At 52.3% G+C, this 24,277-nt stretch carries 19 protein-coding genes and 3 tRNA genes; 3 read left to right on the top strand and 19 right to left on the bottom strand.

Annotation, left to right across the window (positions count from 1 at the left end):
- Positions 1-369: 369 nt before the first annotated feature.
- On the top strand, positions 370-780 hold the full coding sequence (locus tag QW71_RS23105; RefSeq protein WP_039304377.1) for a VOC family protein: 411 nt from the start codon (positions 370-372) through the stop codon (positions 778-780).
- 502 nt (positions 781-1,282) lie between these two features.
- Here the strand turns inward: QW71_RS23105 and QW71_RS23100 are convergent.
- The 14 genes from QW71_RS23100 to QW71_RS23040 form a co-directional block, all read right to left on the bottom strand.
- Positions 1,283-1,356: transfer RNA gene (locus QW71_RS23100), tRNA-Ile, on the bottom strand.
- A 47-nt stretch (positions 1,357-1,403) separates the two neighbouring features.
- A tRNA-Met gene (locus QW71_RS23095) sits at positions 1,404-1,480 on the bottom strand.
- A gap of 42 nt (positions 1,481-1,522) precedes the next feature.
- Positions 1,523-1,599: transfer RNA gene (locus tag QW71_RS23090), tRNA-Met, on the bottom strand.
- Positions 1,600-1,682: 83 nt separating this feature from the next.
- A complete protein-coding gene (locus QW71_RS41015; RefSeq protein WP_019909365.1) occupies positions 1,683-1,847 on the bottom strand; it encodes a hypothetical protein in 165 nt (54 codons plus the stop codon).
- A gap of 435 nt (positions 1,848-2,282) precedes the next feature.
- Positions 2,283-3,839 (bottom strand): extracellular solute-binding protein, encoded by a 1,557-nt coding sequence (locus QW71_RS23080; RefSeq protein WP_052770139.1) that lies wholly within the window; start codon positions 3,837-3,839, stop codon positions 2,283-2,285.
- 281 nt (positions 3,840-4,120) lie between these two features.
- On the bottom strand, positions 4,121-4,252 hold the full coding sequence (locus QW71_RS41850; protein ID WP_268794631.1) for a hypothetical protein: 132 nt from the start codon (positions 4,250-4,252) through the stop codon (positions 4,121-4,123).
- A gap of 168 nt (positions 4,253-4,420) precedes the next feature.
- Entirely contained in the window at positions 4,421-5,062 is a 642-nt protein-coding gene (gene pyrE, locus QW71_RS23075) for an orotate phosphoribosyltransferase (RefSeq protein ID WP_039304369.1), read from the bottom strand.
- Positions 5,059-5,775 (bottom strand): orotidine-5'-phosphate decarboxylase, encoded by a 717-nt coding sequence (pyrF, locus tag QW71_RS23070; RefSeq protein ID WP_039304477.1) that lies wholly within the window; start codon positions 5,773-5,775, stop codon positions 5,059-5,061. The genes pyrE and pyrF overlap by 4 nt, the downstream gene beginning before the upstream one ends.
- Positions 5,776-5,970: 195 nt before the next feature.
- Positions 5,971-9,192, bottom strand: a complete 3,222-nt coding sequence (gene carB / locus QW71_RS23065; RefSeq protein ID WP_039304366.1) for a carbamoyl-phosphate synthase large subunit — start codon at positions 9,190-9,192, stop codon at positions 5,971-5,973.
- Position 9,193: 1 nt separating this feature from the next.
- Positions 9,194-10,372, bottom strand: a complete 1,179-nt coding sequence (carA, locus tag QW71_RS23060) for a glutamine-hydrolyzing carbamoyl-phosphate synthase small subunit (RefSeq protein ID WP_047013924.1) — start codon at positions 10,370-10,372, stop codon at positions 9,194-9,196.
- A 76-nt stretch (positions 10,373-10,448) separates the two neighbouring features.
- On the bottom strand, positions 10,449-11,723 hold the full coding sequence (locus QW71_RS23055; protein ID WP_235441527.1) for a dihydroorotase: 1,275 nt from the start codon (positions 11,721-11,723) through the stop codon (positions 10,449-10,451).
- 122 nt (positions 11,724-11,845) lie between these two features.
- Positions 11,846-12,754 (bottom strand): aspartate carbamoyltransferase catalytic subunit, encoded by a 909-nt coding sequence (locus QW71_RS23050; RefSeq protein ID WP_039304360.1) that lies wholly within the window; start codon positions 12,752-12,754, stop codon positions 11,846-11,848.
- A 2-nt stretch (positions 12,755-12,756) separates the two neighbouring features.
- Complete coding sequence (pyrR, locus tag QW71_RS23045; protein ID WP_039304472.1) at positions 12,757-13,338, bottom strand: bifunctional pyr operon transcriptional regulator/uracil phosphoribosyltransferase PyrR; 582 nt, start codon at positions 13,336-13,338, stop codon at positions 12,757-12,759.
- 758 nt (positions 13,339-14,096) lie between these two features.
- Positions 14,097-14,909: an inositol monophosphatase family protein gene (locus QW71_RS23040; RefSeq protein WP_039304357.1), complete on the bottom strand. Its 813-nt coding sequence runs from the start codon at positions 14,907-14,909 to the stop codon at positions 14,097-14,099.
- A gap of 303 nt (positions 14,910-15,212) precedes the next feature.
- On the opposite strand from QW71_RS23040, the gene QW71_RS23035 reads away from it, so the two are divergent.
- Positions 15,213-15,779 carry a GNAT family N-acetyltransferase gene (locus QW71_RS23035; protein ID WP_083442679.1) on the top strand — a complete coding sequence of 189 codons (567 nt, stop codon included), beginning with the start codon at positions 15,213-15,215 and terminating at the stop codon, positions 15,777-15,779.
- 403 nt (positions 15,780-16,182) lie between these two features.
- Here QW71_RS23035 and QW71_RS23030 read toward each other — a convergent pair whose 3' ends face one another.
- The 3 genes from QW71_RS23030 to lspA form a co-directional block, all read right to left on the bottom strand.
- Positions 16,183-17,436, bottom strand: a complete 1,254-nt coding sequence (locus tag QW71_RS23030; RefSeq protein ID WP_039304354.1) for an LL-diaminopimelate aminotransferase — start codon at positions 17,434-17,436, stop codon at positions 16,183-16,185.
- A gap of 100 nt (positions 17,437-17,536) precedes the next feature.
- Complete coding sequence (locus QW71_RS23025; protein WP_039304352.1) at positions 17,537-18,508, bottom strand: RluA family pseudouridine synthase; 972 nt, start codon at positions 18,506-18,508, stop codon at positions 17,537-17,539.
- Positions 18,505-19,008 (bottom strand): signal peptidase II, encoded by a 504-nt coding sequence (gene lspA / locus QW71_RS23020; RefSeq protein WP_039304467.1) that lies wholly within the window; start codon positions 19,006-19,008, stop codon positions 18,505-18,507. Before lspA ends, QW71_RS23025 begins: the two co-directional genes overlap by 4 nt.
- A gap of 255 nt (positions 19,009-19,263) precedes the next feature.
- Between lspA and QW71_RS23015 the strand changes: the two genes are divergently transcribed.
- Positions 19,264-19,992, top strand: coding sequence for a TraR/DksA C4-type zinc finger protein (locus QW71_RS23015; RefSeq protein WP_039304348.1), 729 nt, complete (start codon positions 19,264-19,266; stop codon positions 19,990-19,992).
- A gap of 33 nt (positions 19,993-20,025) precedes the next feature.
- Here the strand turns inward: QW71_RS23015 and QW71_RS23010 are convergent, their stop codons facing one another.
- Complete coding sequence (locus QW71_RS23010; RefSeq protein ID WP_144026082.1) at positions 20,026-20,328, bottom strand: DUF5665 domain-containing protein; 303 nt, start codon at positions 20,326-20,328, stop codon at positions 20,026-20,028.
- A gap of 391 nt (positions 20,329-20,719) precedes the next feature.
- The gene (ileS, locus tag QW71_RS23005; RefSeq protein WP_039304346.1) at positions 20,720-23,812 is read right to left on the bottom strand and encodes an isoleucine--tRNA ligase; all 3,093 of its coding nucleotides are present in this window, start codon (positions 23,810-23,812) and stop codon (positions 20,720-20,722) included.
- Positions 23,813-24,277 lie beyond the last annotated feature (465 nt).

Here is a 24,277-nt window from a genome sequence, read left to right as displayed (position 1 = left end):
TGTCACATTGATCATTGAAATGATCCCCTATATCACTCCCTTTCCTCTTGAAGACTGACAGATGGCGTATGGTTCGCGTCCCATTGGTAACTTTGCGAATCACATGCTGCACAGACAGGCAGATCGGGGAGCTTTAAAGCTGGGCGACGGGAGTGGCGTCGATATAAAGTTCATTGTGATTGACAAGCAGAATCTGGCTTACGTGTAACTCTGGTATGGTGAGAAGTTCGTTGATATACTGGGTTTGCATTTACAATAATACAGGAGTGGCAGGAATCAAGTAGACCGATGAATTCCCGGATTGGCTTTCGTCTAAATAAACGAAGGCATCAATGACAACAAACCATTTTGAAGATGAGGTGTTTAAAAATGGCATTAATGTCCACATTCACGAGCTTCAATCTGCCTGTAAACAACGTAGAACAATCGAAGGCGTTCTTCACCGGACTCGGATTCGAGCTCAACCCGCAATTCCCCGATAATGAGAATTCGGTAGCCATCGTGATCGGCGACAACCTGCAGATCATGCTGCTCACCAAAGAACTATTAAATTCACTCACGCAGAAGGAAACCGTTGATACGGAAAAGTATGCGCAAATGACGATCGCACTCACCTTCGAGAGCCGAGAAAAGGTGGATGAAATCGTGAATACTGCGGTCTCCTTGGGCGGGAAATCGTACGAAGAACCTGAGGATTATGGATTCATGTACCATTGGGCCTTCGAGGACTTGGACGGCCATATGTGGGCAATCAACTACATGAACACGGATGAAGCTTAAGGTTAAGGATAACGGAGAGCGCACTCATACCTGGATTAACAAGGGAAGACGACGGGTACCTTCCCCGGCGTCTTCTTCGCGATGATTAGTTTTGTTCGGTATAGGCTTTGAAATTGTCCATAATCGCTTGCCAGTCTGCTTGCTGGAGCTCGACGGGGTGGATTCCTACTGGAGTGCAATCGGCATCACATGGGGACTTAGCCGTAAAGCACTGATTTTAAGGTTGAGCCCGAATTAATAAATATAATTCCAAAAAATATAAATAAACAGCATCCAAGCAATGCAATTGGTTACTCGATTACTATGCTAAACAAGCAAAATCTGTCTTCAAACAAAAAAAGCCCCCAACCATCTAAGGTTGAACCTGTGGAATAAAAGAAAAGTCTCCGTTAGCAAATCCGTTAGCAAGCTTAAAAATATGACCTTTCCCCACTCAAGCATATTCGCTTCGTCGAGTCTATAAACAGCAAAAAACCCTTACAAGGTAAGGGTTTTAGTGAAGTGGGCCCTACAGGACTCGAACCTGTGACCAATCGGTTATGAGCCGACCGCTCTAACCAACTGAGCTAAGGGCCCGGACTAGGATATCCGTATTTAACAAGTGCTGTCTGATGAAATAAAATTGGTTGCGGGGGCAGGATTTGAACCTGCGGCCTTCGGGTTATGAGCCCGACGAGCTACCGGGCTGCTCCACCCCGCGTCAGTAATCATATTCAAACAGCGCTGTCTGATGAAATAAAATTGGTTGCGGGGGCAGGATTTGAACCTGCGGCCTTCGGGTTATGAGCCCGACGAGCTACCGGGCTGCTCCACCCCGCGTCAGTAATCATATTCAAACAGCGACAATAGATAATATACAATATAAGTATGGATAAAGTCAAGGATGAATTTGGTTAATTTGTTTATGGCAGAAAACGCACACCGTAGCGGCCTTTGCGCGAACGGTAAATTTCCACAAAACGCGGATCATGATAGCCGTAGATCCAGCCGTCCTGTTCGAGTCTTTTGGCCAGACAACCCGCTTGAAATCTTGTCCTGAACAATTTCGCGAAGTATATCCAATTCATGATGCCCTTCTCCTTTTTCGTATTAATGTATGCTGCTGCTCTGATCCTTAGCATGCCCATTTTTTCATTAATAACAGGAAAAAAGCCCTGCGGAACGGCTGGAAAATTCTGCACCGCTTGTCTGAAATTATTTTCCATTCAAGAATTCAGAGGATAGTTGTATAATGTACAATTAAAAACAGCAAAAAGGGATGCTTGCCTCTTATAACTGTAGTCTGTACAACTAAATCTGCCCGAATCGGGGAAAACCGTCTGCAACTCGAAGTTTAATTGCACGAAATACAACTAAACGATTATTTGGTTATAAATCAGACGATTTAGTTGTACAAAGTGCACTTAAGCATACCGGATCGGATATACCATAATGGGGTCACTACAAACCATTGGCAAATGATTTTCCAAAGTGGTTCTCACTAGTTTAAATTTGACGCTATACTACTTGCCCTTCGCACTTCGCTCCAGCCAGCCGTTGTCTAGATTGAACAAGACCGCGGGATCTTTGCGCATCGCGTTAAGCATATGGTTGCCCTGTTGCTCCCAGGCCTTGAGGGCATTCGCTACCGTCCGTTTGCCTTGAATGACTTCGCTGAACAGCATTTGTCCGGCCAGATTAATCTGATAAATATTAGGTATCTTGTATGCCAGACTATTCACATTAGCGTCCGTCACCGGCACCGGCTTCACATTGTAAAAGGGTTCAAGGCTTACTCCAGCCTTCTGTGAACGGTTGAAATCCATCCGGGAGGTAAGCTGATAAGGATTGGCCGCCTTGATTTTGGCTACTTCGTTGCTGTTCACAAATTTGATCAATTCCCAGGCATCCTCTTCATTCTGCGCGGTACTGCTGATGGCCAGCATCTGATCCAGTCCGGCGCCTACAGCCACGCCCGGCTTCTCGGCAAACGTAGGTACGGCAGCGATTCCCCAATCCACATGTCTGAAATTAATGTTCTTGATCAGGAGCGCATTGCGGTCCGCGGAAGCCAGCTCGTTGATATAACCATATTCCCCGATGACCATTGCCGCTTTGCCCGTCAGAAACCAGTCTCCCAGAAACGGGTTAAATTCGGCCTCTGCAGGTTCGGCAACAGCTGCGGCTGCGGCTGCGGCTTCAATATCATCCGGGCCGGGGATAATCTTCTTCTGAATCAGATTGCTGAAGGTAGTCCAGCCTTTGCTCCACAGCGCATTATTTACTGTCATTGCCCCGCCTTGGTTATCGTACATAGCAACTTGCAGAGGAGAGAGATAAGCCTGCATATCCCCGAACGGATCGCCGACATAACGGCTCCTTGTGAAGCCATATATCCGCTCATCCAACTGCTTGGAGGTCTTCGTCACCATACCTGCAAGCGTGAAGAATTCATCCCAGGTCATCCCGTCCGTTGGATAACTCACTCCGGCAGCATCGAATATCCCTTTATTGTAGAAAACTACGCTGGCGTTGAAAGTAGGTGCCAGAGCAAACAGGTGGCCTCTGCCAAGCTCGCGGACACCATTTAGCATCGTCGGTGCCATATTGCTGATATCATAGCCGTCACGGTCAATCAGCGGCTGCAGCGGCTCAAGCAGATTCTGATCCGCCAGATTTTCGATCAGGCTACTGTCTCCTATAATCACATCGACCGGATCACTGCCCAGCATGATATCACGCATATGCCTCAAAACTTCCGGTCCTTCCACCATGTACGTGTTGGTGAAGCGGAACTGCTCCTGATCCACCGCCGGAACAAACTCCAGCTTCACGTCCGGATGTGTAAATTCATAGAGGTCAGTCAGGTTCTGGCGCAGATAGGTATCTTCGCTGTTACTCCACAGGCTGCCGATCCGCAGGACACGCTGCCCGCCTGATGGCTGCGTCACCACGGTTGGCGCCAAGGGTTTGGCCGCAGTGGCAGAGGCGGCATCTGGAACAACAGGCAGCAGTACCGCCGCACAGAGTGCCAGCGGAAGCCCGCGCCTGAGCAGAAGATGAATCGTTGATTTAGCCATATTTATAACCTCCTAATGAAATATCATAAGCCTGGACAAGTGGCTGAACATTCCTTTATTTAGCATTATATAGCCTATTCGAATATCGGAAGTGACATCCCGTTTAAACTAAAAAGACAGTTTGTTCACCTTGGCACAGACTGCTTCATTCTAACGCAAAAGAAGCCCCTGCTGAGCCTGTCAAGGCACGGGGCTTCTTGCTGTATTTCTTGCCTGCTTCCGGGCGGCGGCTGTTGTCGCATGAAATTCCCCATTCATCCGCCTTCTATGGTAGAGATCAGTCAGCTTTCCATAAAATCCTGCCCATAATACAACATTTTCCTCATCCTATCGGCCCATATCGAAATTTGTTGTAGAAAATGCAGCATTTCCTCTTCACCAAGCGGCTTAGCAGGAATATTCTTGTATTTCATACAACAATCCTCCTGAACACCTGGCTATTCATGAGTCAAAGTTGTAAAACGTACAACATTAATGTCCACACCGCTCACAAAGTATACTCCAATTGGCCGGTAACAAATCCAGTGGGAGGAATTGATGTATTCCGCCCTCCTGAACCTGCTGACAGCCAGCAATCCAGCTTATACGCCAAATGCTGCCGGGTCTTTGCGCCACGATTGCAGCAGCGCTACATCCGAGTCAGCGATCGTGCCTTGAGCCAGCGCCACATCAATGAGTGTGCTGTAGTTGGACAGGCTCTGCAGCGGGATATCCGCAGCGGCGAAGGCTTCTACGGCGCGGTCCAGCTCGTAGCTGAAGATGGCCAGTACGGCCAGCGGTACGCCGCCAGCTTCCTGCACAGCCTGCGCGGCCTTGATCGAGCTGCCGCCGGTGGAGATCAGATCCTCGATCACGATCACCTTCTGGCCGGGAGCGATCAGTCCTTCGATCTGGTTCTGCTTGCCATGGCCTTTAGCCTTATCACGGATATAAGCCATCGGCAGACCGAGCTTATCGGCCACCCAGGCCGCGTGCGGAATTCCGGCGGTTGCAGTCCCGGCAATCACCTCAGCGTCCGGATAGCTGGCTCTGATCAGCTCTGCGAAGGCGTCGGCAATGTAGCTCCGGACAACCGGGAAAGACAAGGTCAGGCGGTTATCGCAATAGATCGGCGATTTGATGCCGGACGTCCAGGTGAACGGCTCCTGCGGACGCAGGGCTACCGCTCCAATCTCCAGCAAATAACGTGCAACTTGTTCACTTTTATTCTCTAATGGGCTCATACTTCGCTCATCTCCTCAATAATGGTAAGTGCTGCGGCGCGCGGATCTGCCGCCGCCGTAATCGGCCGGCCCACTACCAGGTAGTGGCTGCCCTGCCGTATAGCTTGTCCGGGTGTCATTACGCGGGACTGGTCGTCCAGCGAGGCACCGGCAGGCCGGATACCCGGGGTCACTGTGCGGAAATCCGGTCCGCAGGCTGCTGCGATCACCGCTGATTCCTGCGGCGATGCCACCACACCATGCAGCCCGGCTTCTGCCGCAAGCTTGGCGTAACGTACAACCGTGTCCGTCACCGAGCCGGCGATGCCGATTTCGCTGTTCATAACCTCCTGGCTCGTGCTGGTCAGCTGGGTCACCGCGATAATAAGCGGAATATGCAGCGACGGATGCAGACTGACGGCCTTGGCGGCACCTTCCAGCGCAGCAGACATCATGGCAGCTCCTCCGGCGGCATGCACGTTGAACATATCAACGCCCAGCATGGTCAGACTCTCAGCCCCGCCCCGTACTGTGTTCGGGATATCATGCATTTTGACGTCCAGGAAGACCGAATAGCCGCGTTCCTTCAGCTCCCGGATGAAGTCCGGCCCGGCAGCATAGAACAGCTGCATGCCAACCTTCATATAGCAAGGGATACCTTCCAGCTGGTCGAGTAATAGCCTCGCCTGTGCCGCATCCGGATAGTCCAGGGCAACCATCAGCCGTCCGGCCATTTCATTACGCTTTTCTACTTGTCCGATGTTCTCATGTTCGTGTTGCTGCTGTGCTGCGGTCCCGTCCATTTGCCAGCCTTCTTTCTTTATTCAATTGGTAATGAGCTCTTCAAGGTCCCGGGCATAGGTGAACGGTCTGCGCTAACGCAAACCGTCCTTGTAGCAGCCTGTAGCGGCTGCCCTCACCCTATTTTATTATTGTCCGACAAAAGCAGGCATCGATTGTGACGAGAAGTTGATCGTCTGCAGCATTCTCAGCAGCGCGGTTACGGTATCCAGCGAAGTCATACATACAACGCCGTTCTCTACCGCTTCCCGGCGGATACGGAACCCGTCACGCTCAGGCGTCTTGCCTTTGGTCAGTGTATTGAAGACGAAGTTCGCTTGACCGCCGCGGATCAGATCCAGAATGGTCGGCTCACCTTCATCCAGCTTGTTGACGTTCATCACGTTCAGCCCGGCCTGCTCAAGCGCAAGCGCGGTACCGCCGGTGGCGATGATTTTGTAGCCCATGGCATGGAAGCCCTTCATCAGCTCAACCGCTTCAGCCTTATCTTTGTCTGCTACGGTAACGATGATTGCTCCGGTGGCCGGAATCTTCATTCCTGCGCCGATCAACCCTTTGTAGAGCGCTTTGGCATAGAGCTTGTCGCGGCCCATAACTTCACCGGTCGATTTCATTTCCGGTCCTAGGGTCGGTTCTACTCTGCGCAGCTTGGCGAAGGAGAACACAGGTACTTTTACCGAAACGTAGTCGCTTTCCGGCCACAGCCCTTCTGTGTACCCGTCTTCCTTCAGCTTGCCGCCGAGGATGATCTTGGTTGCCAGATTAGCCATTGGAATGCCTGTCACTTTGCTCAGGAAAGGAACCGTACGCGAGGAGCGCGGGTTAACCTCGATGACATACACTTCGTTCTGATAGATGACAAACTGAATGTTGACCAGTCCGATCGTCTTCAGTTCCTTAGCGATCTTGATGGTGATCTCGGAGATCTTCTGCTTCAGGCCTTCATCCAGGTATTGCGGCGGATAGACGGCGATGGAGTCACCCGAGTGAACCCCTGCACGTTCTACATGCTCCATAATTCCCGGAATCACTACGGTGTCGCCGTCACAGATCGCGTCGACTTCAACCTCTTTGCCCAGCATGTAACGGTCGATCAGCACCGGATGCTCCGGATTAACCTTCACCGCTTCAACCATATAGCTCAGCAGCTCTGTATCATTGTAGACAATCTCCATCGCACGGCCGCCGAGAACATAAGATGGACGAACCAGCACCGGATAGCCCAGCGCCTGCGCTGTTTCAACGGCTTCGTCAATGTTGATAACCGTCTTGCCTTTTGGCTGTGCGATATCGAGACGGGCCAGAAGGGCTTCGAATTTCTTGCGGTTCTCCGCTTCATCGATGCTCTCCAGGCTCGTGCCCAGAATATTCACACCTGCTGCTGCAAGCGGTGCAGCCAGGTTGATTGCTGTCTGTCCGCCGAACTGTACGATAACCCCAATCGGATTCTCCTGGGCGATAACGTTCATGACATCCTCGAAGAACAGCGGTTCAAAGTACAGGCGGTCTGATGTATTGAAATCCGTCGACACTGTCTCTGGATTATTATTGATAATTACGGCTTCATAGCCGGCTTTCTGGATCGCCCATACCGCATGCACGGTAGAGTAGTCGAACTCGATACCCTGGCCGATCCGGATCGGACCGGAGCCGAGCACGATAACCTTCTGTTTATCGGAATGAATCACTTCATTCTCGGTCTCATAGGTCGAGTAGTAGTATGGCGTTGAGGCTTCGAATTCGGCGGCGCAGGTATCGACCATTTTGAATACCGGAACCAGACCCTGCTGCAGACGCAGCACGCGTACTTCGGATTCCTTGGTGAATGCCCCGCCCGGACGCCCTTCGGCACGGATCTCGGCAATCGCCCGGTCCGTGAAGCCCTTGCGCTTAGCCTGATAGAGAATTTCTGCGGACAAGGTTTCTTCTGCACGGATCTCGTCCTCGAAGTTCACGAGGCCTTCGATCTTGGACAGGAACCACCAGTCAACATTCGTCGTATCCTGAATATCCTGCAGCCCGTAGCCGCGGCGGAACGCTTCTGCGATCAGGAACAGGCGCTCATCATCCGCTTTGGCAAGTCTATTACGCAGTACACTGTCTTCAAGCAGCTCTGCGCCAGGCAGACGGAAACGGTGCACACCGATCTCCAGCGACCGGATCGCCTTGTGAATAGACTCTTCGAAGGTACGCCCGATGGCCATCACTTCTCCGGTTGCCTTCATCTGGGTACCGAGCTTACGGTTCGCAGAGATGAACTTGTCGAACGGCCAGCGCGGGATTTTGCTGACGATATAATCCAGTGTCGGCTCGAAACAGGCATATGTCTGTCCGGTAACCGGATTGACGATTTCATCGAGCGTGTAGCCGAGGGCGATTTTGGCAGCCATCTTGGCAATCGGATACCCAGTCGCCTTCGACGCCAGCGCCGACGAGCGGCTTACGCGCGGATTCACTTCAATGACATAGTACTGATAGCTCTGCGGATCTAATGCGAACTGTACGTTACAGCCGCCTTCAATATTCAGCGCGCGGATAATCTTCAGGGAAGCGCTGCGAAGCATCTGATATTCACGGTCAGACAACGTCTGGCTTGGTGCCACTACGATACTGTCGCCAGTATGTATGCCAACCGGATCAAAGTTCTCCATATTGCAGACTACAATACAGTTGTCGTTCTTATCACGCATCACTTCATATTCGACTTCCTTCATGCCGGCGATGCTCTTCTCCACCAGACATTGGCCGATCGGACTGTAACGGATACCTGCTTTGACGGTTTCGCGCAGCTCTTCCTCATTGTCGCAGATCCCGCCGCCTGTTCCGCCCAGCGTGTAGGCCGGACGGACGATCAGCGGATAGCCGATGCCGGCGGCAAAGCCCATCGCTTCTTCCACACTGGTGATGATGGCACTCTCAGGAACAGGCTGATCCAGCTCACGCATCAGATCGCGGAACAAGTCGCGGTCTTCTGCTTTCTCAATGGATTCCAGCTGTGTACCCAGAAGCTTCACATTCTCGGATTTCAGTACGCCTGCACGGGCCAGCTCCACAGCCATGTTGAGGCCGGTCTGTCCGCCCAGTGTCGGCAGCAGGCCGTCCGGACGCTCCTGGCGGATAATCGCCGTCACGAATTCGAGCGTGATCGGTTCAATGTATACTTTGTCAGCCATATTGGTATCGGTCATAATCGTAGCCGGGTTGCTGTTAATCAGCACAACCTCTACGCCTTCTTCTTTAAGAGCCTGGCAGGCTTGTGTGCCCGCATAGTCGAATTCTGCGGCTTGGCCGATGACAATCGGACCGGAGCCGATAACCAGAATTTTTTTGAGTTTATCGTTCTTAGGCATGTTATAGTGCTCCTTTCACGGCTTCAAGCTGTGCTGCAGGTTTCGGTGCCGTGATTCTGGCATTGGCCGCAAGCTGCGCCTGGCGCGAGCCTGCCGGCAGTTTCGCCTTGTGGTCTGCGATCATCTGCAGGAAACGGTCGAACAAGTAGCTGCTGTCATGCGGTCCCGGCGCCGCTTCCGGATGATATTGCACCGAAAAAGCGGGGTAACGGGTATGCTTCAGTCCTTCGACGGTCTTATCATTGTTGTTAATATGCGTAACTTCCAGATCCGTGTTCACTACGGATTCTTCATTAACCGTGTAGCCATGGTTCTGCGATGTGATGAAGCAGCGTCCGCTCTCCAGCTCTTTTACCGGATGGTTACCGCCGCGATGGCCGAATTTGAGCTTCTCGGTATCGGCGCCGCATGCCAGCGCGAACAGCTGATGACCCAGGCAGATGCCGAAGATCGGATATTCGCCGAGCAGCTCGGAAATGGTCTTAACCGCATAAGGTACATCCTTAGGGTCCCCAGGGCCGTTCGACAGCTGGATGCCATCCGGATTCAGGCGGCGGATCTCATCTGCAGTCACATCGTGAGGCACGACAACCACATCACAGCCGCGGCTGTTCAGCTCGCGCAGAATGCCTGTCTTCGCGCCGTAATCTACCAGCACGATACGTTCCTTGTTACCGGGACTGCTATATGTCTTCGTTGTGGAGGTACGGGCTACCTGATTGCGCAATTCTTCAATTGTAGTATCGCCCATCATTTCCATCAGTTCTTCCACACGTTTATTCGAAGTGGTGAGGATCGCCTTCATCGTGCCGTAGTGGCGGATAATGCGGGTCAGCATCCGGGTGTCAATCTCACTGATTCCGGGAATGCCGTATTCCTTCAGCAGATCGTCTACACTGTATTCAGCACGCCAGTTGCTGGGCACAGTCTCATGACGCCGCACCACAAAGCCGTGCACAAAAGGGCGCACAGATTCGAAATCATCACGGGTAATGCCGTAATTTCCGATCAGCGGATACGTCATTGTGACGATCTGGCCGCAGTACGAAGGGTCCGACAGCACCTCCTGATATCCCGTAATTCCTGTGTTAAATACAACCTCGCCCGTCTTTTCGCCTTCCGCGCCAAATGCGGTGCCTGTAAACAGCGTTCCGTCCTGAAGCAGCAATCTCGCCTGCATTCCCTTCCACTCCTTCTTGTTTCTGTAGTCTGATGCTTATGTCACGGCCGGCAGCCTGGCTGCCAGTAACCGTCAGTTATACTTCACTCCATACGGCTCTGCCGTCTACCCAAGTCTTCACCGGCCAGCCCTTAAGCTTCCATCCGCCAAAAGGAGTATTCCGCCCTTTGCTGGCAAACGTTGCCGGGTCCACTTCCTTCTCTTCATTCAAATCAATCAGTGTCAGATCGGCAGGCGCCCCTACTGCAAGGCTGCCAGTGTTCAATCTGAACACCCGGGCCGGATCAGCGGTCATCCGCTGGACCAGCAGGGACAGATCCCATTTGCCAGTAGCCACAAAAGCGGTATACAGCAGCGGGAAGGCAGTCTCAAAACCGACGATGCCAAACGGTGCAAGCTGCATGCCTTTTGCTTTCTCTTCCGCACTGTGCGGTGCATGATCGGTAACGATGATATCAAGCGTGCCGTCCAGCAGGCCTTCGATGCAAGCCTCCACATCGCGGCGCGAGCGCAGCGGCGGGTTCATTTTCCAGTTCGCGTCCATTCCCGGAATGTCTTCCTCCGAGAGCAGCAGATGATGAGGGCACACCTCAGCGGTCACCTTGATGCCGATCTGCTTAGCCTGACGGATCAGCCGTACCGATTGCTCGGTACTGACGTGGCACACATGGTAGTGAACGCCCGTAGCCTCAGACAGCAGTATGTCGCGGCCTACATGGATGGCTTCCGACTCATTCGGAATCCCCTTAAGCCCATGCTTGTCGGCAAACGTACCTTCCGCTACCGCGCAGCCCTCAACCAGCGAGTTGTCCTCGCAATGGGCGATGACCGGCATATCCAGTCCTGCCGCCAGCTTCATCGCATCCTTCATCATTTGTGCGCTCTGTACGCCTACACCGTCGTCGGTGAAGCCGATCGCTCCAGCCTCTTTCAGTGCGGCAAAATCAGTCAGCTCAAGTCCGAGCTCATTCTTCGTAATGGCCGCATAAGGCAGCACCTTCACGAGTCCGGCTTCACGCGCCTTATCTTTTACCAATTGGACGATCTCTGCACTGTCTGTTACCGGGCGTGTATTCGGCATGCAGGCGATGGTCGTGAATCCGCCCTTGGCCGCCGAACGTGCGCCGGTCTCAATCGTTTCCTTATGCTCAAACCCCGGTTCACGTAAGTGCACATGCATATCAATCAGTCCCGGAATCAGCAGCTTGCCTTCCGCTTCAATAATCTCCCCGGCTTCTTCAACCGCTTCTGCGGCATCCAGAATCTTAGAGATTACCCCGTCCTGCACTACAATATGCTTGCGCTCCAGCACGCCTTCTTGGCCCAGTACACTGGCGTTTTTAATGATCACGGTTATGATTCTCCTTTGTGCCTCTGGCCGCAGCCGTAAGCTCTTTAGTTATTATATAATAAAAATTCATCTTTGTGTATATTTATTAGTAAAGTTATGTGAGGTTTTTTTGCGGAATCTTGCTACTGAAGTGCTCTCTCCATCACTGCCATCCGTACCGGCACTCCATTCGCCATCTGCGGGAAAATCCGTGACTGGCTGCTCTCCACCACTGCATCATCGATCTCGACATTGCGGTTAACCGGCGCCGGGTGCATGATGATCGTCCCCTTGTCCAGCTTCGCAGCGCGTTCTTCCGTAAGTCCGAAGTGCTCCCGGTACTCTGCTGCCGATAAAATAATACCGGAGGAATGCCGTTCCAGCTGCACTCTCAGCATCATAACCACATCCGCTTTCAGCGCTTCTTCCATTGAAACGTATGGAGCGTACGCGGCAAGCTCAGGAGCCTGCATATTCGCCGGTGCACAGAACTGGACGCTTGCGCCCATCTTGGTCAATGCCCACAGGTTGGAGCGTGCCACCCGGCTATGCATAATATCTCCGATAATCGACACTTTCAGGCCCTTCAGTTCTCCAAAATGCTTGCGCATCGTGTACAGATCCAGCAGCGCCTGTGTCGGGTGCTCATTGTTGCCGTCTCCGGCATTAATCAGCGGGATGCTTACCTTCTCGGCCAGCTGCTGCAGCACGCCTGCAGGCTTCAAACGCACAACTCCGGCATCGATCCCCATCGATTCTAAGGTGCGTACGGTATCGTAGATCGACTCGCCTTTTTCTACACTGGAAGCTGCCGCCGTGAAGTTCAGGACCTGAACGCCCAGCCGTTTCTCGGCCATTTCGAAGGAGAAGCGGGTCCGTGTGCTATTCTCAAAAAACATGTTGGCAACAAAATGCGCTCTCAGTACCGGCGTGAGCTTCTCGCTCTGATTGTCCCAGTAAGCCGTTCTGTTCAAAAGCTGGCTGATTTCCGAAGCGTCCAGCTCCTTAATCCCCAGCAGACTGCGTTCCTTCACTTTGGTTGCCGTCATCATTGTTATCGTTCCTCCCGGTTTGAAATAATGTACACTTCGTCCTTGCCGTCGTATTCGGTCAGTGACACTTCAATCTGCTCATGCCTGGAGGTGGGTACGTTCTTGCCGATATAGTCGGGGCGGATGGGCAGTTCCCGGTGTCCGCGGTCAGCCAGTACCGCCAGCTGGATCATCCGCGGCCGTCCGCAATCCATCAGCGCATCCATCGCCGCCCGGATCGTTCTGCCGGTGTACAGCACATCGTCGAACAGAATCACTTTCTTGTCCTGGATGCCGTTGCTGCCCGGGGGCAGGGTCAGATTGCTGTTAACCACAGCCTTGTCCATCGACTCCCTGTTGTCACCGCCGCCTTCGCGGTCATCGCGGTAATGCGTGATATCCAGCTCACCGTAAGGTATATCCACGCCTTCAATCTCCTTGATGCGCTCCGCAATCCGCTGGGCCAGATAAATCCCTCTTGTACGGATGCCGACCAGCAGACAATTCTCAATACCCTTGTTCTTCTCCAAAATCTCATGTGCAATGCGTGACAGTGCCCGGCGAATCGCCGTTTCGTCCATAATGACATTTTTTTCAGTAACCATCATCGTGCCATCCTCCTGCTTGATCGCCTGTTCAAGTTCCCGGATAAACAAAAAACTCCTTGCCCGAAACAGGCAAGGAGTGAAATCCGCAGATTCAAAAAGATGGCGTGTCCGCGCGCATAAAAAGGCCCTCCGTACTCATACGGATTCCTTCAAATGATCGCGAACCTCGATTCACGTTACCTTGCCAGCCTCACGGGACTGAATTAAAGGCGCATATTCAACTATAGGGAATTATGACAGATGAAAGGGGCGGTGTCAAATGTTTAAAGAGTTAGTTTAGGTAAAAGGCGCGGCTGCGGTGATTTTGGACTTCCGGCCGCTGTTATGTTTGGATTTCCTGATTATTACCGCGGCCGCGGTAGAAATCCAAACATAAAGGCGGACGCTAACGCTCCTACAGTTCCAAAATCCCCTCCGCCGCTTCCACTAAACGGTATGAAAGATTGGCAACCTGTTATGTTTGGATTTCCTGATTATTACCGCGGCCGCGGTAGAAATCCAAACATAAAGGCGGACGCTAACGCTCCTACAGTTCCAAAATCCCCTCCGCCGCTTCCACTAAACGGTATGAAAGATTGGCAACTGCCACCACCCGGGGAGGGGTGGGGCAGGAAAGGCGGCACTATAGCGCTGCGCTGATCGTGCATACTTGGAACTAAAGCTATCCTGAAAAGCATGGCCTTTTCATTAAAGAACATGCTTTACTAATCTGACATTTTATTACATGCAACAATGCTGAAAAGAGAATGAACCTTTTATTCAGATTCCTTCCGCAATAATGTCAAGAGATCATCGAAGATTCCGGGTGTCGTGAATACGGCCTCTTCACCATAGAGTTCATTAGGGATGTGATCGGGCACCACTTGTACATTGCAACTTAATGCTCCCGCCTCCCGTGCAATCAAGCCTGCGGCGGCTACGTCCCACGGTGAAAGACTTTCCGTATGCGCATCTAATTTACCGGACGCCACATAACAAATGTCTACTGTTGGTGCGGCAAAACGCCTAATGTCACGACAGTTTCTTCTGAGTCGGTTCACTCTTTCTATTGCTGGCTCCACTTTTGCTGGATCATGCGGAAAACCTGTGCCTATGACAGCATCTAGCAGCGAAGTACATGTACGAATTCGTAAACGCTCACCATTGCAAAAGGAGCCTTCCCCTTTAATCCCAACATAAGTACAGTGCAAATCCGGCGCATATACTGCTCCTGCCAGCACTACGCCATCAAGGGCAAAAGCCAATGAAACGCCGTAATGCGGCAGGTTGCGAGCAAAATTAACTGTTCCATCTAAGGGATCAATTACCCAAACCGGACCGTCAAACTTGAAATTATCCCAGTTATGTACTCCATTTTCCTCCGAAAGAATTCGATGACCTTGAAATTTATCCATGATGGCTTCTTGAATGATTCTTTCCGATAACAAATCAGCGGATGTCACAAGTTCACCATAATCCTTGTAATTCACTTCAATTTTTTCCCGGCTGCGCAATTCGGAAATTCTGTCACCCGCCTTTGTTACAGCCTGCTCTGCAAACAACGCTAATTCTCGAGGGTCGAACTTCATATCGTTCACATTCCTCCTTATAGTGCGTTTCTTTTACGTAATTTCTTAAATACTGTGTTGATTATGGTATCTGCTATTACATTAAAACCCAATTCTAATAATATGGAATCATCAACTATTTGAGAGACAACTTGATGATCTCGCTTGCTTCAACTTAATCATACCTTCAAAAAATAATCATTGCGTAAATTTATAAAATTATCCAGCTTATAAAAAATTCGTGAAATGATTGAACTATCCTGCCCGCTGGCTTATTTTCGTTCCACCCCCGCCTCTGCTATGATAAAAACGGAGGCGAACAAAATGATGAATTTACAGTTTATTACTATAGATCAATGGGATGAGCAACTCTGGAAACAGATGGAGCCGGTGTACAGGGAGGCTTTTCCCAGCGGAGCCAAACCGGAAGGGATTCTCCGCAGTATGCTGGAGCGGCGGATTGCTTATTTACATGCGGGACTGGATCAGCAGGGGCAGGTTGTCGCCATGGCCGTTACTGGGGTCGTGGGAAGGACTGACGATAAGGTACTGATCATAGATTACTTGGCGGTCGATAAGGAGCTGCGCGGGGCGGGTACGGGAACCTGGCTCCTCGGACAGATCAGGGACTGGGCTGTCCGAGGTCACGGCATCCGAGGGATTATTATCGAAGCTGAATCCGGAACCTCGGATACACACAAGGAGCGCATTCATTTCTGGGAGCGGAACGGATTTATCCTGACCTCCTATGTTCATCAATATATCTGGGTGCCTGAACCGTATCAGGCGATGCTGCTGCCGCTGGATGGAGCCGGGAATGTACCGGATGACGGCGAAGCGCTGTTCCGTTATATCAATGCCTTTCACAGCAAGGCTTACCGGAAAGGTTAGGCTGCTGTTCATCAGGTCAGCCGGAGTTTCCGGCTGGCTTATCTTTATATCAGAGGCTGCTAACGCCAGCTCACTCTCAGCACCGTCACATGTAGGCTGTCCCCCCTGTTACCGGCCTGCCTGTCCAAGTAATGTTGCACATTTTACAGGATTTTTGCTCCGCAAATGCATCATTGGGCTAAATGTTGTATTTTTTACAGCATTTAGGATGAATATTTACTTTTCTGAAGCGGATTGTTGTAAAAAGTGCAGGATTTGCGCTTTCAGGGCCTGTTTCGTCTGAGTAAAGTTGCAGTTTGTACAACATTTGACCAGACCGGAGTGAATAGTGAGGCTCGGGAGCGATCGGCTGCCATAATAAAAGCCGCCGCAGATTTCTCTGCAGCGGCTCCATCAACTAAACTTAAAATTCGAATTCAACGTCGCTCAGGCGTCTTTGAATTTCAGAAATTACACGTTTCTCGTCTTCCTCGCCCTTGGCAACGAAGGTAACGGAGAAACGTACGAACGCGCCGGCATCATCCCAAGGCACGGTGGAAATCAGTTTCTCGCGGATCAGGAACTGCGAGAAGTCCTCGCCGGATTCGAAGCGGCGTCCGCCTTTGACACCTTTTGGAGCAGCTACATACAGGAAGAAGGAACCCTTCGGTTTCTCTGCCTTGAAGCCCAGGCTGTTCAGTGCATCCACCAGCATGTTGTGGCGGCGGGAGTATTTGGCAGCAATCGCTTCGGTAATCTCAGGATGAGACAGACCGTATGCGGCAGCTTTTTGAATCGCGATGAATTGACCGGAGTCATTGTTGTCCTTCACATCACTGAACGCCTTAACGATCAGCGGGTTGCCGGCAACGAAACCGATTCTCCAGCCAGTCATGTTGTAGGACTTGGACAGGGAGTGCAGCTCCACGCCAACATCCTTGGCACCAGGTACGGACAGGAAGCTCAGCGGCTTCACGCCATCATACGTCAGTGCTGCATAAGGAGCGTCATGGATAACGACTACATCATATTTCTTCGCCCAGGCTACTACTTCGCTGAAAAATTCAGGAGTTGCGCTTGCACCTGTAGGATTATTGGGATAGTTCAGGTAGAGCAGCTTCGCCTTGTGGGCTACGTCTTCCGGAATAGAGTTCAGGTCAGGCAGGAAGTTATTCTCCTTCTTAAGCTCAACGGAGTAGACTTGTCCACCCAGATATTTGGTGTGAGTGCCCAGCACCGGATAACCCGGAACAGTCATAATGGTGATATCGCCCGGGTTAATGAAGACCGATGGCAGCATAGCCAGTGCAGGCTTCGAACCGATGGAATGTACGATTTCATTTACAGGGTCGATGCCGTCTACCTGGAATACTTCCTTGAGATAAACTGCAGCCGCCGCTTTGAATTCAGGAATTCCGTTGTCGGAGTATCCGCGGTTTTCTTCTTTGGCAGCTTCAAGGGCAAGTCTTGCCACAATACCTTCATCCGCCATTTCGTCCGGCTCGCCGACGCCCATGTCGATCAATTCAATGTTAGGAAAATCCTGCTTCGCCGATGCTTTGGCGCGTTTGATTTTCTCAAATTTGTAGATGGAAGTGTCCTTGCCATATCCGGCGCCGCCGATGCGGTCCGCAAAATTAGTCTGAATGAATGTTTCCTGATAGTGTTCAATACTCATAATCTTCGTCTCATCTCCTGGCTTTTGTTGTGAATCCATGATCTAAATATGAAGCAAAGCTGCCTTAGAAGCCATGGACTTATAATCTATTCATTTGTACTTATCTGCTGCGCAGTGTGTACAGCACTTCTTCCATATCTGCCGGAAGCGGCGCACTGAACTCCTTGTACTCTCCTGTGGCAGGATGCACAAATCCCAGGACAGCGGCATGCAGAGCCTGTCCAGTCATCGTCGTACCTTTGCTGCGTCCATAGATTGGATCGCCGACCAGCGGATGGCCGATGAACTTCATATGCACACGGATCTGATGCGTCCGTCCGGTCTCCAGCTGCAGCTCAAGCAGCGTACAGTCGCCGAACCGCTCAAGCACCGTAAAATGCGTCACAGAACGTTTGCTGTTCTTCTCAGTGACCATATACAGCTTACGGTCATGCGGATCACGCCCGATTGGCGCATCCACCGTCCCCTTATCATGAGACAGATTGCCATGCACCACTGCGATGTAGCGGCGGGTTACACTGTGCTCCTTCAGTTGGGCGGCCAGTGAAGCATGACTGGCGTCATTCTTGGCAGCCATAATCAGACCGGAGGTATCCTTGTCGATACGGTGCACAATGCCTGGACGAATCTCGCCGTTAATGCCTGACAGGTCCTTGCAATGATACATCAGCGCATTGACCAGGGTGCCTGAGGGATGACCTACTGCGGGATGCACCACCATACCGCGCGGCTTATTCACCACGATAACATCGCTGTCTTCATATACAACCTCAAGCGGGATATTCTCCGCAATTAAATCCGTAACTTCGGCTTCCGGAACCGTAACAGCCACCTTATCGCCTTCATACAGCTTGTAGTTAGCTTTGACCGGCGCGCCGTTCACCGTAACATGTCCGCCGCTGATCCACAGCTGAACCTGGGAGCGGGAAACCTCTTCTTCCCAAGACTCCGTAATGTACTTATCAATCCGTTCCCGGGCATTCTCCGCGGCAACCATCCATTCGGTGACGTCTCTTTCTTCTTCGAGGGCGCCAGAAACCGCCTGCTCATTGACGTCTTTATTCAAAATCATTCATTCCCTTCTTTGACTTCCTGTGATTCCTTAACTTCGGTGACTTCCTGTTCGCCTTTCACATCCAGCAGCGTATCGAGAATAATCAGGGCTACCCCGACCACGATGCAGGAATCGGCTACGTTGAAGATCGGGAAGGTATAGCTGCCGAAATTGAACATCAGGAAATCCACAACTTCACCGTTCAGAATCCGGTCGAGGAAGTTTCCGACGGCTCCTCCAAGCACCAGCGATAATGCTGTAGGCAGCAATTTACGGGTCTTCCGGGCCTTGTTCAGATACCAGACGATACCGGCAACAACTATAACCGTAATTACAATGAAGAACCACTGTTGTCCTTCAAGAATTCCGAAAGCGGCTCCACGATTGCGGTGGGACGTGATGATGAAGAAATCCTTTATAACCGGAATCTGCTCTGCGATCTCCAGCCGGGTAGCAATCAGATATTTGGTACCCTGGTCAATCAAAAATACAATTAGCGCAATCAGAAAGTACACCACAGAAGTTGTCACTCCGTTCTTATTTTTCCCGCGGTCCGCGGTACGAATACTGTATAAAGACTTGTATATTGTAGCACAGGCCTCAAGATACCGTCCATTGCAAGGCACTCTAAACCCTCCAAAGTCCGGGCACTATTTTCCATCGCTAAAAAAGGGCCCCTGCGGCCAAGCTATACAAGCGGAAACGGCTCGACCTCCTTTATAAAGACGGTACCGTTTCAGCGAGGAATAAGCCACCGAAAGGAGCTCACAACAATGAGCCATCTGACACCAACCCAGCTCTCCGGGCTGCGCGCATTACTGCTACAGCAACAGGAGGACATCAAGCACAGGCTGCAAAATAATGAGCATTACGGACTGCAGGAGGCCATACGCGATAGTACCGGAGAGCTGTCCGAGATCGACAACCATCCCGGCGATGCCGCCACCGAGCTGTATAACCGTTCCATGGATATATCCCTGCTGGAGCGGGACGAGCATGAGCTGGACGATATTGAAGCGGCGCTGCGGGCGATGGATGAAGGCACCTATGGCATTTGCATAGCCAGCGGCGAACCGATTCCTTATGAACGTCTGGCCGCGATTCCATCCACCCGTTACACCAAAGAGCATGCTCCCCGCCAGAGCGCTCCGTTTACCCGCCCGGTGGAGGAGGAGCTGCTGTCTCCGCCTTTTGGACGGACCAGCCTGGATGAGCGGGAGGACCAGAACGGCTTCGACGGGGAGGATGCCTGGCAGATTGTAGAGAGCTGGGGCAATTCCGATTCCCCTGCCATGGCCGAAGGCAACAACATCAGCTCCTACAATGATATGGAGATCGAAGCGGACGAAACCGAAGGCTTCGTGGAGCCGTGGGAGAATTTCGTCGCTACCGACATTACGGGAAATCATCTAACCATCATCAAAGGCAACAGTTACCGGCATTACATGGACGACGGGGAAGGCGACTATCTGCTGGACCCGCTCAAAAAAGAAAGGGAGTAGCCCCGTGCTGCTCTTTTTTAATTTGGACCCGGGTCAGAAGGTCTTCAGCTCCAGCTGATGCTGCACGATCCGCACGATGTCCGCAATATAGTCCCCGATAATCGGCAGATTCAATGCCCCAAGCACCTGAAGCACATAAATAATCGTCGCCGCAAAAAAAGTAAACCCGAGCGCAATCCCCAGCCCCCGGGCTACTCCGGATAAAATATTCAGCCAGATCAGCCGGAACGGCGAATGCAGCAGCTCCGTATATTCTGAAATCCGCGATTTCTCCATCTGCTGGGCCAGCTGGGTGGTCATCCGGTACAGCGCGTTCAGCTTTTCCTCCTGCGGCAGATCCGCCGGATCACCGGCTGCTGCGAGCGCGGCTGCAGGCTTTTGAGAAGAAAGTGGTGTCTGTATCCGCTCCCCGGAATGCAGGAATTGCCGCTTCTCCTCCGGTACTTTACCGGTATCCCTGCTGCTGTCTACTCCCGAGGTCTGAATTGAAATTCTGCCCGGCCCTTCCGGCCTCTCCGGCTTCCCGCCCTCCGTATCTCCATCTTTCCATCCGCCCATGCCTCCGGCACCTCCCTCGAATCTCTATGACCCGCAAAGCAAACGAGCCCGGTTAAAGAGACTTCTCTCTTTAAGCACGGGGCTCGTCATTTTGCATTCTAACCCATAGAAGCTTTTCCTTTGCGGCTAGTATATGCCATATAGGGACAAGTGATGCAGGGTGTGTTACTTAAGCGCCGATATGAATTCCGATGCTCTTGCCGCCGGCATCCACAGTTTCATAGGTATAGTCTCCGTCAAAATCAACCGTTGTCACCAGAACATTCTCGCGCAGCACATGCTCGAATGCGGTAACCGCTGCCTTCAGCTCGTCATCCACATGCAGCGTAAGAGCAATCCGTTTGTCGATCGGCAGATCCAGACGTTTACGGTAATCCTGTACTGCACGGACGACTTCGCGTACCCAGCCTTCCTGCACCAGCTCCGGTGTGATTTCGGTGTTCAGCGCCACCGTCAGTCCATAGCCGGAAGCCGAGGCAAAACCCGGTTTGGCCTGCTTCTCGACCAGCAGCTCCTCGGATGTGATCTGCAGCTCTTCCCCGTCCGGCGATACAATGGCGAGTCCGCCGTCCTGTACGGTTTTGCGGGTAGCGTCACTGTCCATGGCCTTGAGGAAGCCTTGCAGGAAGCCGACGTTCTTGCCGTATTTCTTGCCTGCGACCTTCAGGTTCAGCTTCAGGGTGAAGTCTACAAAGCCGCTGTCGCTGTGCTCGATCACAATATGCTTCACATTGATTTCGTCTTTGATCAGCTCTTCATAATCTGCCACATTGAAGTTATCGTCAATCGAGGCGATCAGCTCAGACAAAGGCTGGCGGGTCTTGATGCCGCTCTCGTTACGCACGTTGCGGGCCAGTTCCACGATCCCTCTGGCGCTCTCCATATCTTTTTCCAGTGCAAGATCGATCAGGCTCTCATCCGCTACCGGATAATCCGCGAGATGCACGCTTTCGCCGCCGCCCAGGTTCGTAAAGATATCCTCGGACAGCATCGGTGTGAAAGGTGCCATCAGCGTAGCTGTGGTCAGTAGTACATGCGTAAGTGTGCGGTACGCGTCCAGCTTCTCTTCGCCCAGCCCGCTGCCCCAGAAACGGTCACGGGAACGGCGGATGTACCAGTTGCTCAGCTCATCCACGAAATTCTCAATTGCTTTGGACGTATTCACGAAATCGTTAACGGCAAGACCTTTATCCACCAGCAGGATCAGGCTGTTCAATCGGGACAGAATCCAGCGGTCGAGCTTATGCTCTGACAGCTTGAACGGGTGATCCGCAGGATCGTAGCCGTCGATACCGGCATACAGCGTCAGGAACGCATGCGTGTTAACCAGGGTATCTACAACCTTGGACTTTGTCTCTCCCACCAGACCGCGCGAGAACCGTTTGTTGTTCCATGGCGCACTGTCGGACAGAATGGCCCAGCGGAACGCGTCGGTGCCGTATTCGTTCATGATCTCCCAAGGGTCGATGACATTGCCCTTGGACTTGGACATCTTCTGGCCGTTCTCATCGAAAATATGACCATGGGCGATTACCGCTTTGTAAGGCGCTTTGCCCGTGAACAGCGTCGATACGGCAAGCAGGCTGTAGAACCAGCCGCGTGTCTGGTCGATCCCTTCGCAGATCATATCCGCCGGATACTGGTCTGCGAATCTGTCCTCATTCTCAAACGGATAGTGACTCTGGGCGAACGGCATCGAGCCGCTGTCGAACCATACGTCGATGACTTCAGGTGTGCGCACCATTACGCCACCTTCACTGAACGGACTCCGCAGCTTGATGTTGTCCACATACGGCTTATGCAGCTCGATATCCTCCGCTACTTCGCCGATCGCCATCGATCTTAGTTCAGCGATGCTATGCGGTGCGAATTCCTTGCCGGTGTCCTGGCAGACCCAGACATTCAGCGGCGTGCCCCAGTAGCGGTTACGGCTGATATTCCAGTCCACCAGCTCCTCCAGGAACTTGCCGAAGCGGCCTTCACGCACATGGTCCGGATACCAGTTCACACTGTTATTGTTGGCGATCAGCTGATCCTTGATCGCTGTTGTCTGGATGAACCAGCTGTCTGTTGCATAATAGAGCAGCGGAGTATCGCAGCGCCAGCAGAACGGATAGCTGTGCTCGTATTTTTCTTTACTGTAGAGCAGTCCACGTTCGGACAATACCTTCACGATATCGAGGTCGACGTCTTTGACGAACCGTCCGGCAAAATCGCTCACTACACTGGTGTATTTACCTGAAGTATCCACCACATTGACGAAGCTGATGCCATTCTCGCGGCAGCTCTTGTAGTCATCTTCACCATGTGCCGGAGCCATATGCACGATCCCGGTACCGCTGGAATCCGTAACAAACGATGCGCCTACGATCACATTATGCTTCTCTGCCTTAATATAATCGAACGGCGGAGTGTAGCTCTGGCCGATGAAGTCCGCACCTGTATGGGTGGACAGGATCGTATACTCGCCTTTGAGCACCTCATCCACGAGATTCTTGGCCAGTACATATACGCCGTCTTCCTGCTGGGCACGCACATATTCCATATTCGGGTTCATTGCCAGCGCCATATGCGCCGGAAGGGTCCAAGGCGTCGTCGTCCAGGCCAGCACATAATCGCCGCTGCCGTCCAGCTTGAACTTAGCTGTAGCACTCAGGTCCTTGACTGTCTTGTAGCCCTGCGCCACTTCATGGGAGCTCAGTGTCGTCTGACAGCTCGGGCAGTACGGGCTGACGCGGTGTCCGCGGTACATTAAGCCTTTGTCATGTACTGTAGCGAGGATATTCCACACGCTCTCGATGTAGGTGTTATCCAGCGTAACGTAAGGGTTATCCAGATCCGTCCAGTAGCCGATCGCTTCGGTGAACTCACGCCACTGCTTCTCATAGCCGAATACACTTTCCTTACATTCCTTGATGAACTTCTCCACGCCGTACTCTTCGATGTCCTGCTTGCCGGAGATACCAAGCTTCTTCTGCACACCGAGTTCAACCGGCAGGCCGTGGGTATCCCAGCCCGCTTTACGGATCACACGGAAGCCTTTCATTGTCTGATAGCGGCCGACGAAGTCCTTGATGACCCGGCCCAGCACATGCCCGATATGCGGCACGCCGTTCGCCGTCGGAGGTCCTTCATAGAACACATAGTTCGGGCGTCCCTCGCGGTTTTCCATGGATCTGCGGAACGTATTCTCGTCGCTCCATTTCTTCAGGATACGGACATCTCTGGCCCGTGCTTTTTCTTTTACATCTACTTTATGCATGATGGTCAATCCTTCCTTGGTTTAGTCTTTAAACCTTTTCGATCCCTCCCAAACCCTCCCTTAGCCAAGAGAGGGCCCCAAGGGCTCCGCCCTCTGGACACCCGGAAAGTTTGTCGATCTGCCGGGGAAAGGTGTTTGGGACGTTAATTTTGTTGTAATGCCCGCTTACGCCGCAAGCGGCACGCTCTACCTCAAGCCACCGGCCCGCGAACCCGTATGGCAGCACTGGCTGGGCTTCGCCCGGCGGTGTAGCTAAGGCTCCGCAGGCATACCCGCCAGGGCAGCCTAAGAAGGGCCGCGCCCTCCAATCCTTCCCCTTCCGCCATCGTCACTCTCCATTCGGAGCACTTGCCTGCGGGTGTCCAGAGGGCGGCCAGCCCTTGGGGTCCCCCTTGGAAAGGGGGATTTAGGGGGATGTAAACACAAACGAGCGCCCCCCCCCCCCCCCACATCCCGCCCCCAAAG

The sequence above is a fragment of the Paenibacillus sp. IHB B 3415 genome (assembly GCF_000802655.2).
Taxonomy (GTDB): Bacteria; Bacillota; Bacilli; order Paenibacillales; family Paenibacillaceae; genus Paenibacillus_AQ; species Paenibacillus_AQ phytohabitans.
Note: the sequence above shows the minus strand (reverse complement) of the source record. Positions and strands in the feature narration are given on the sequence as shown.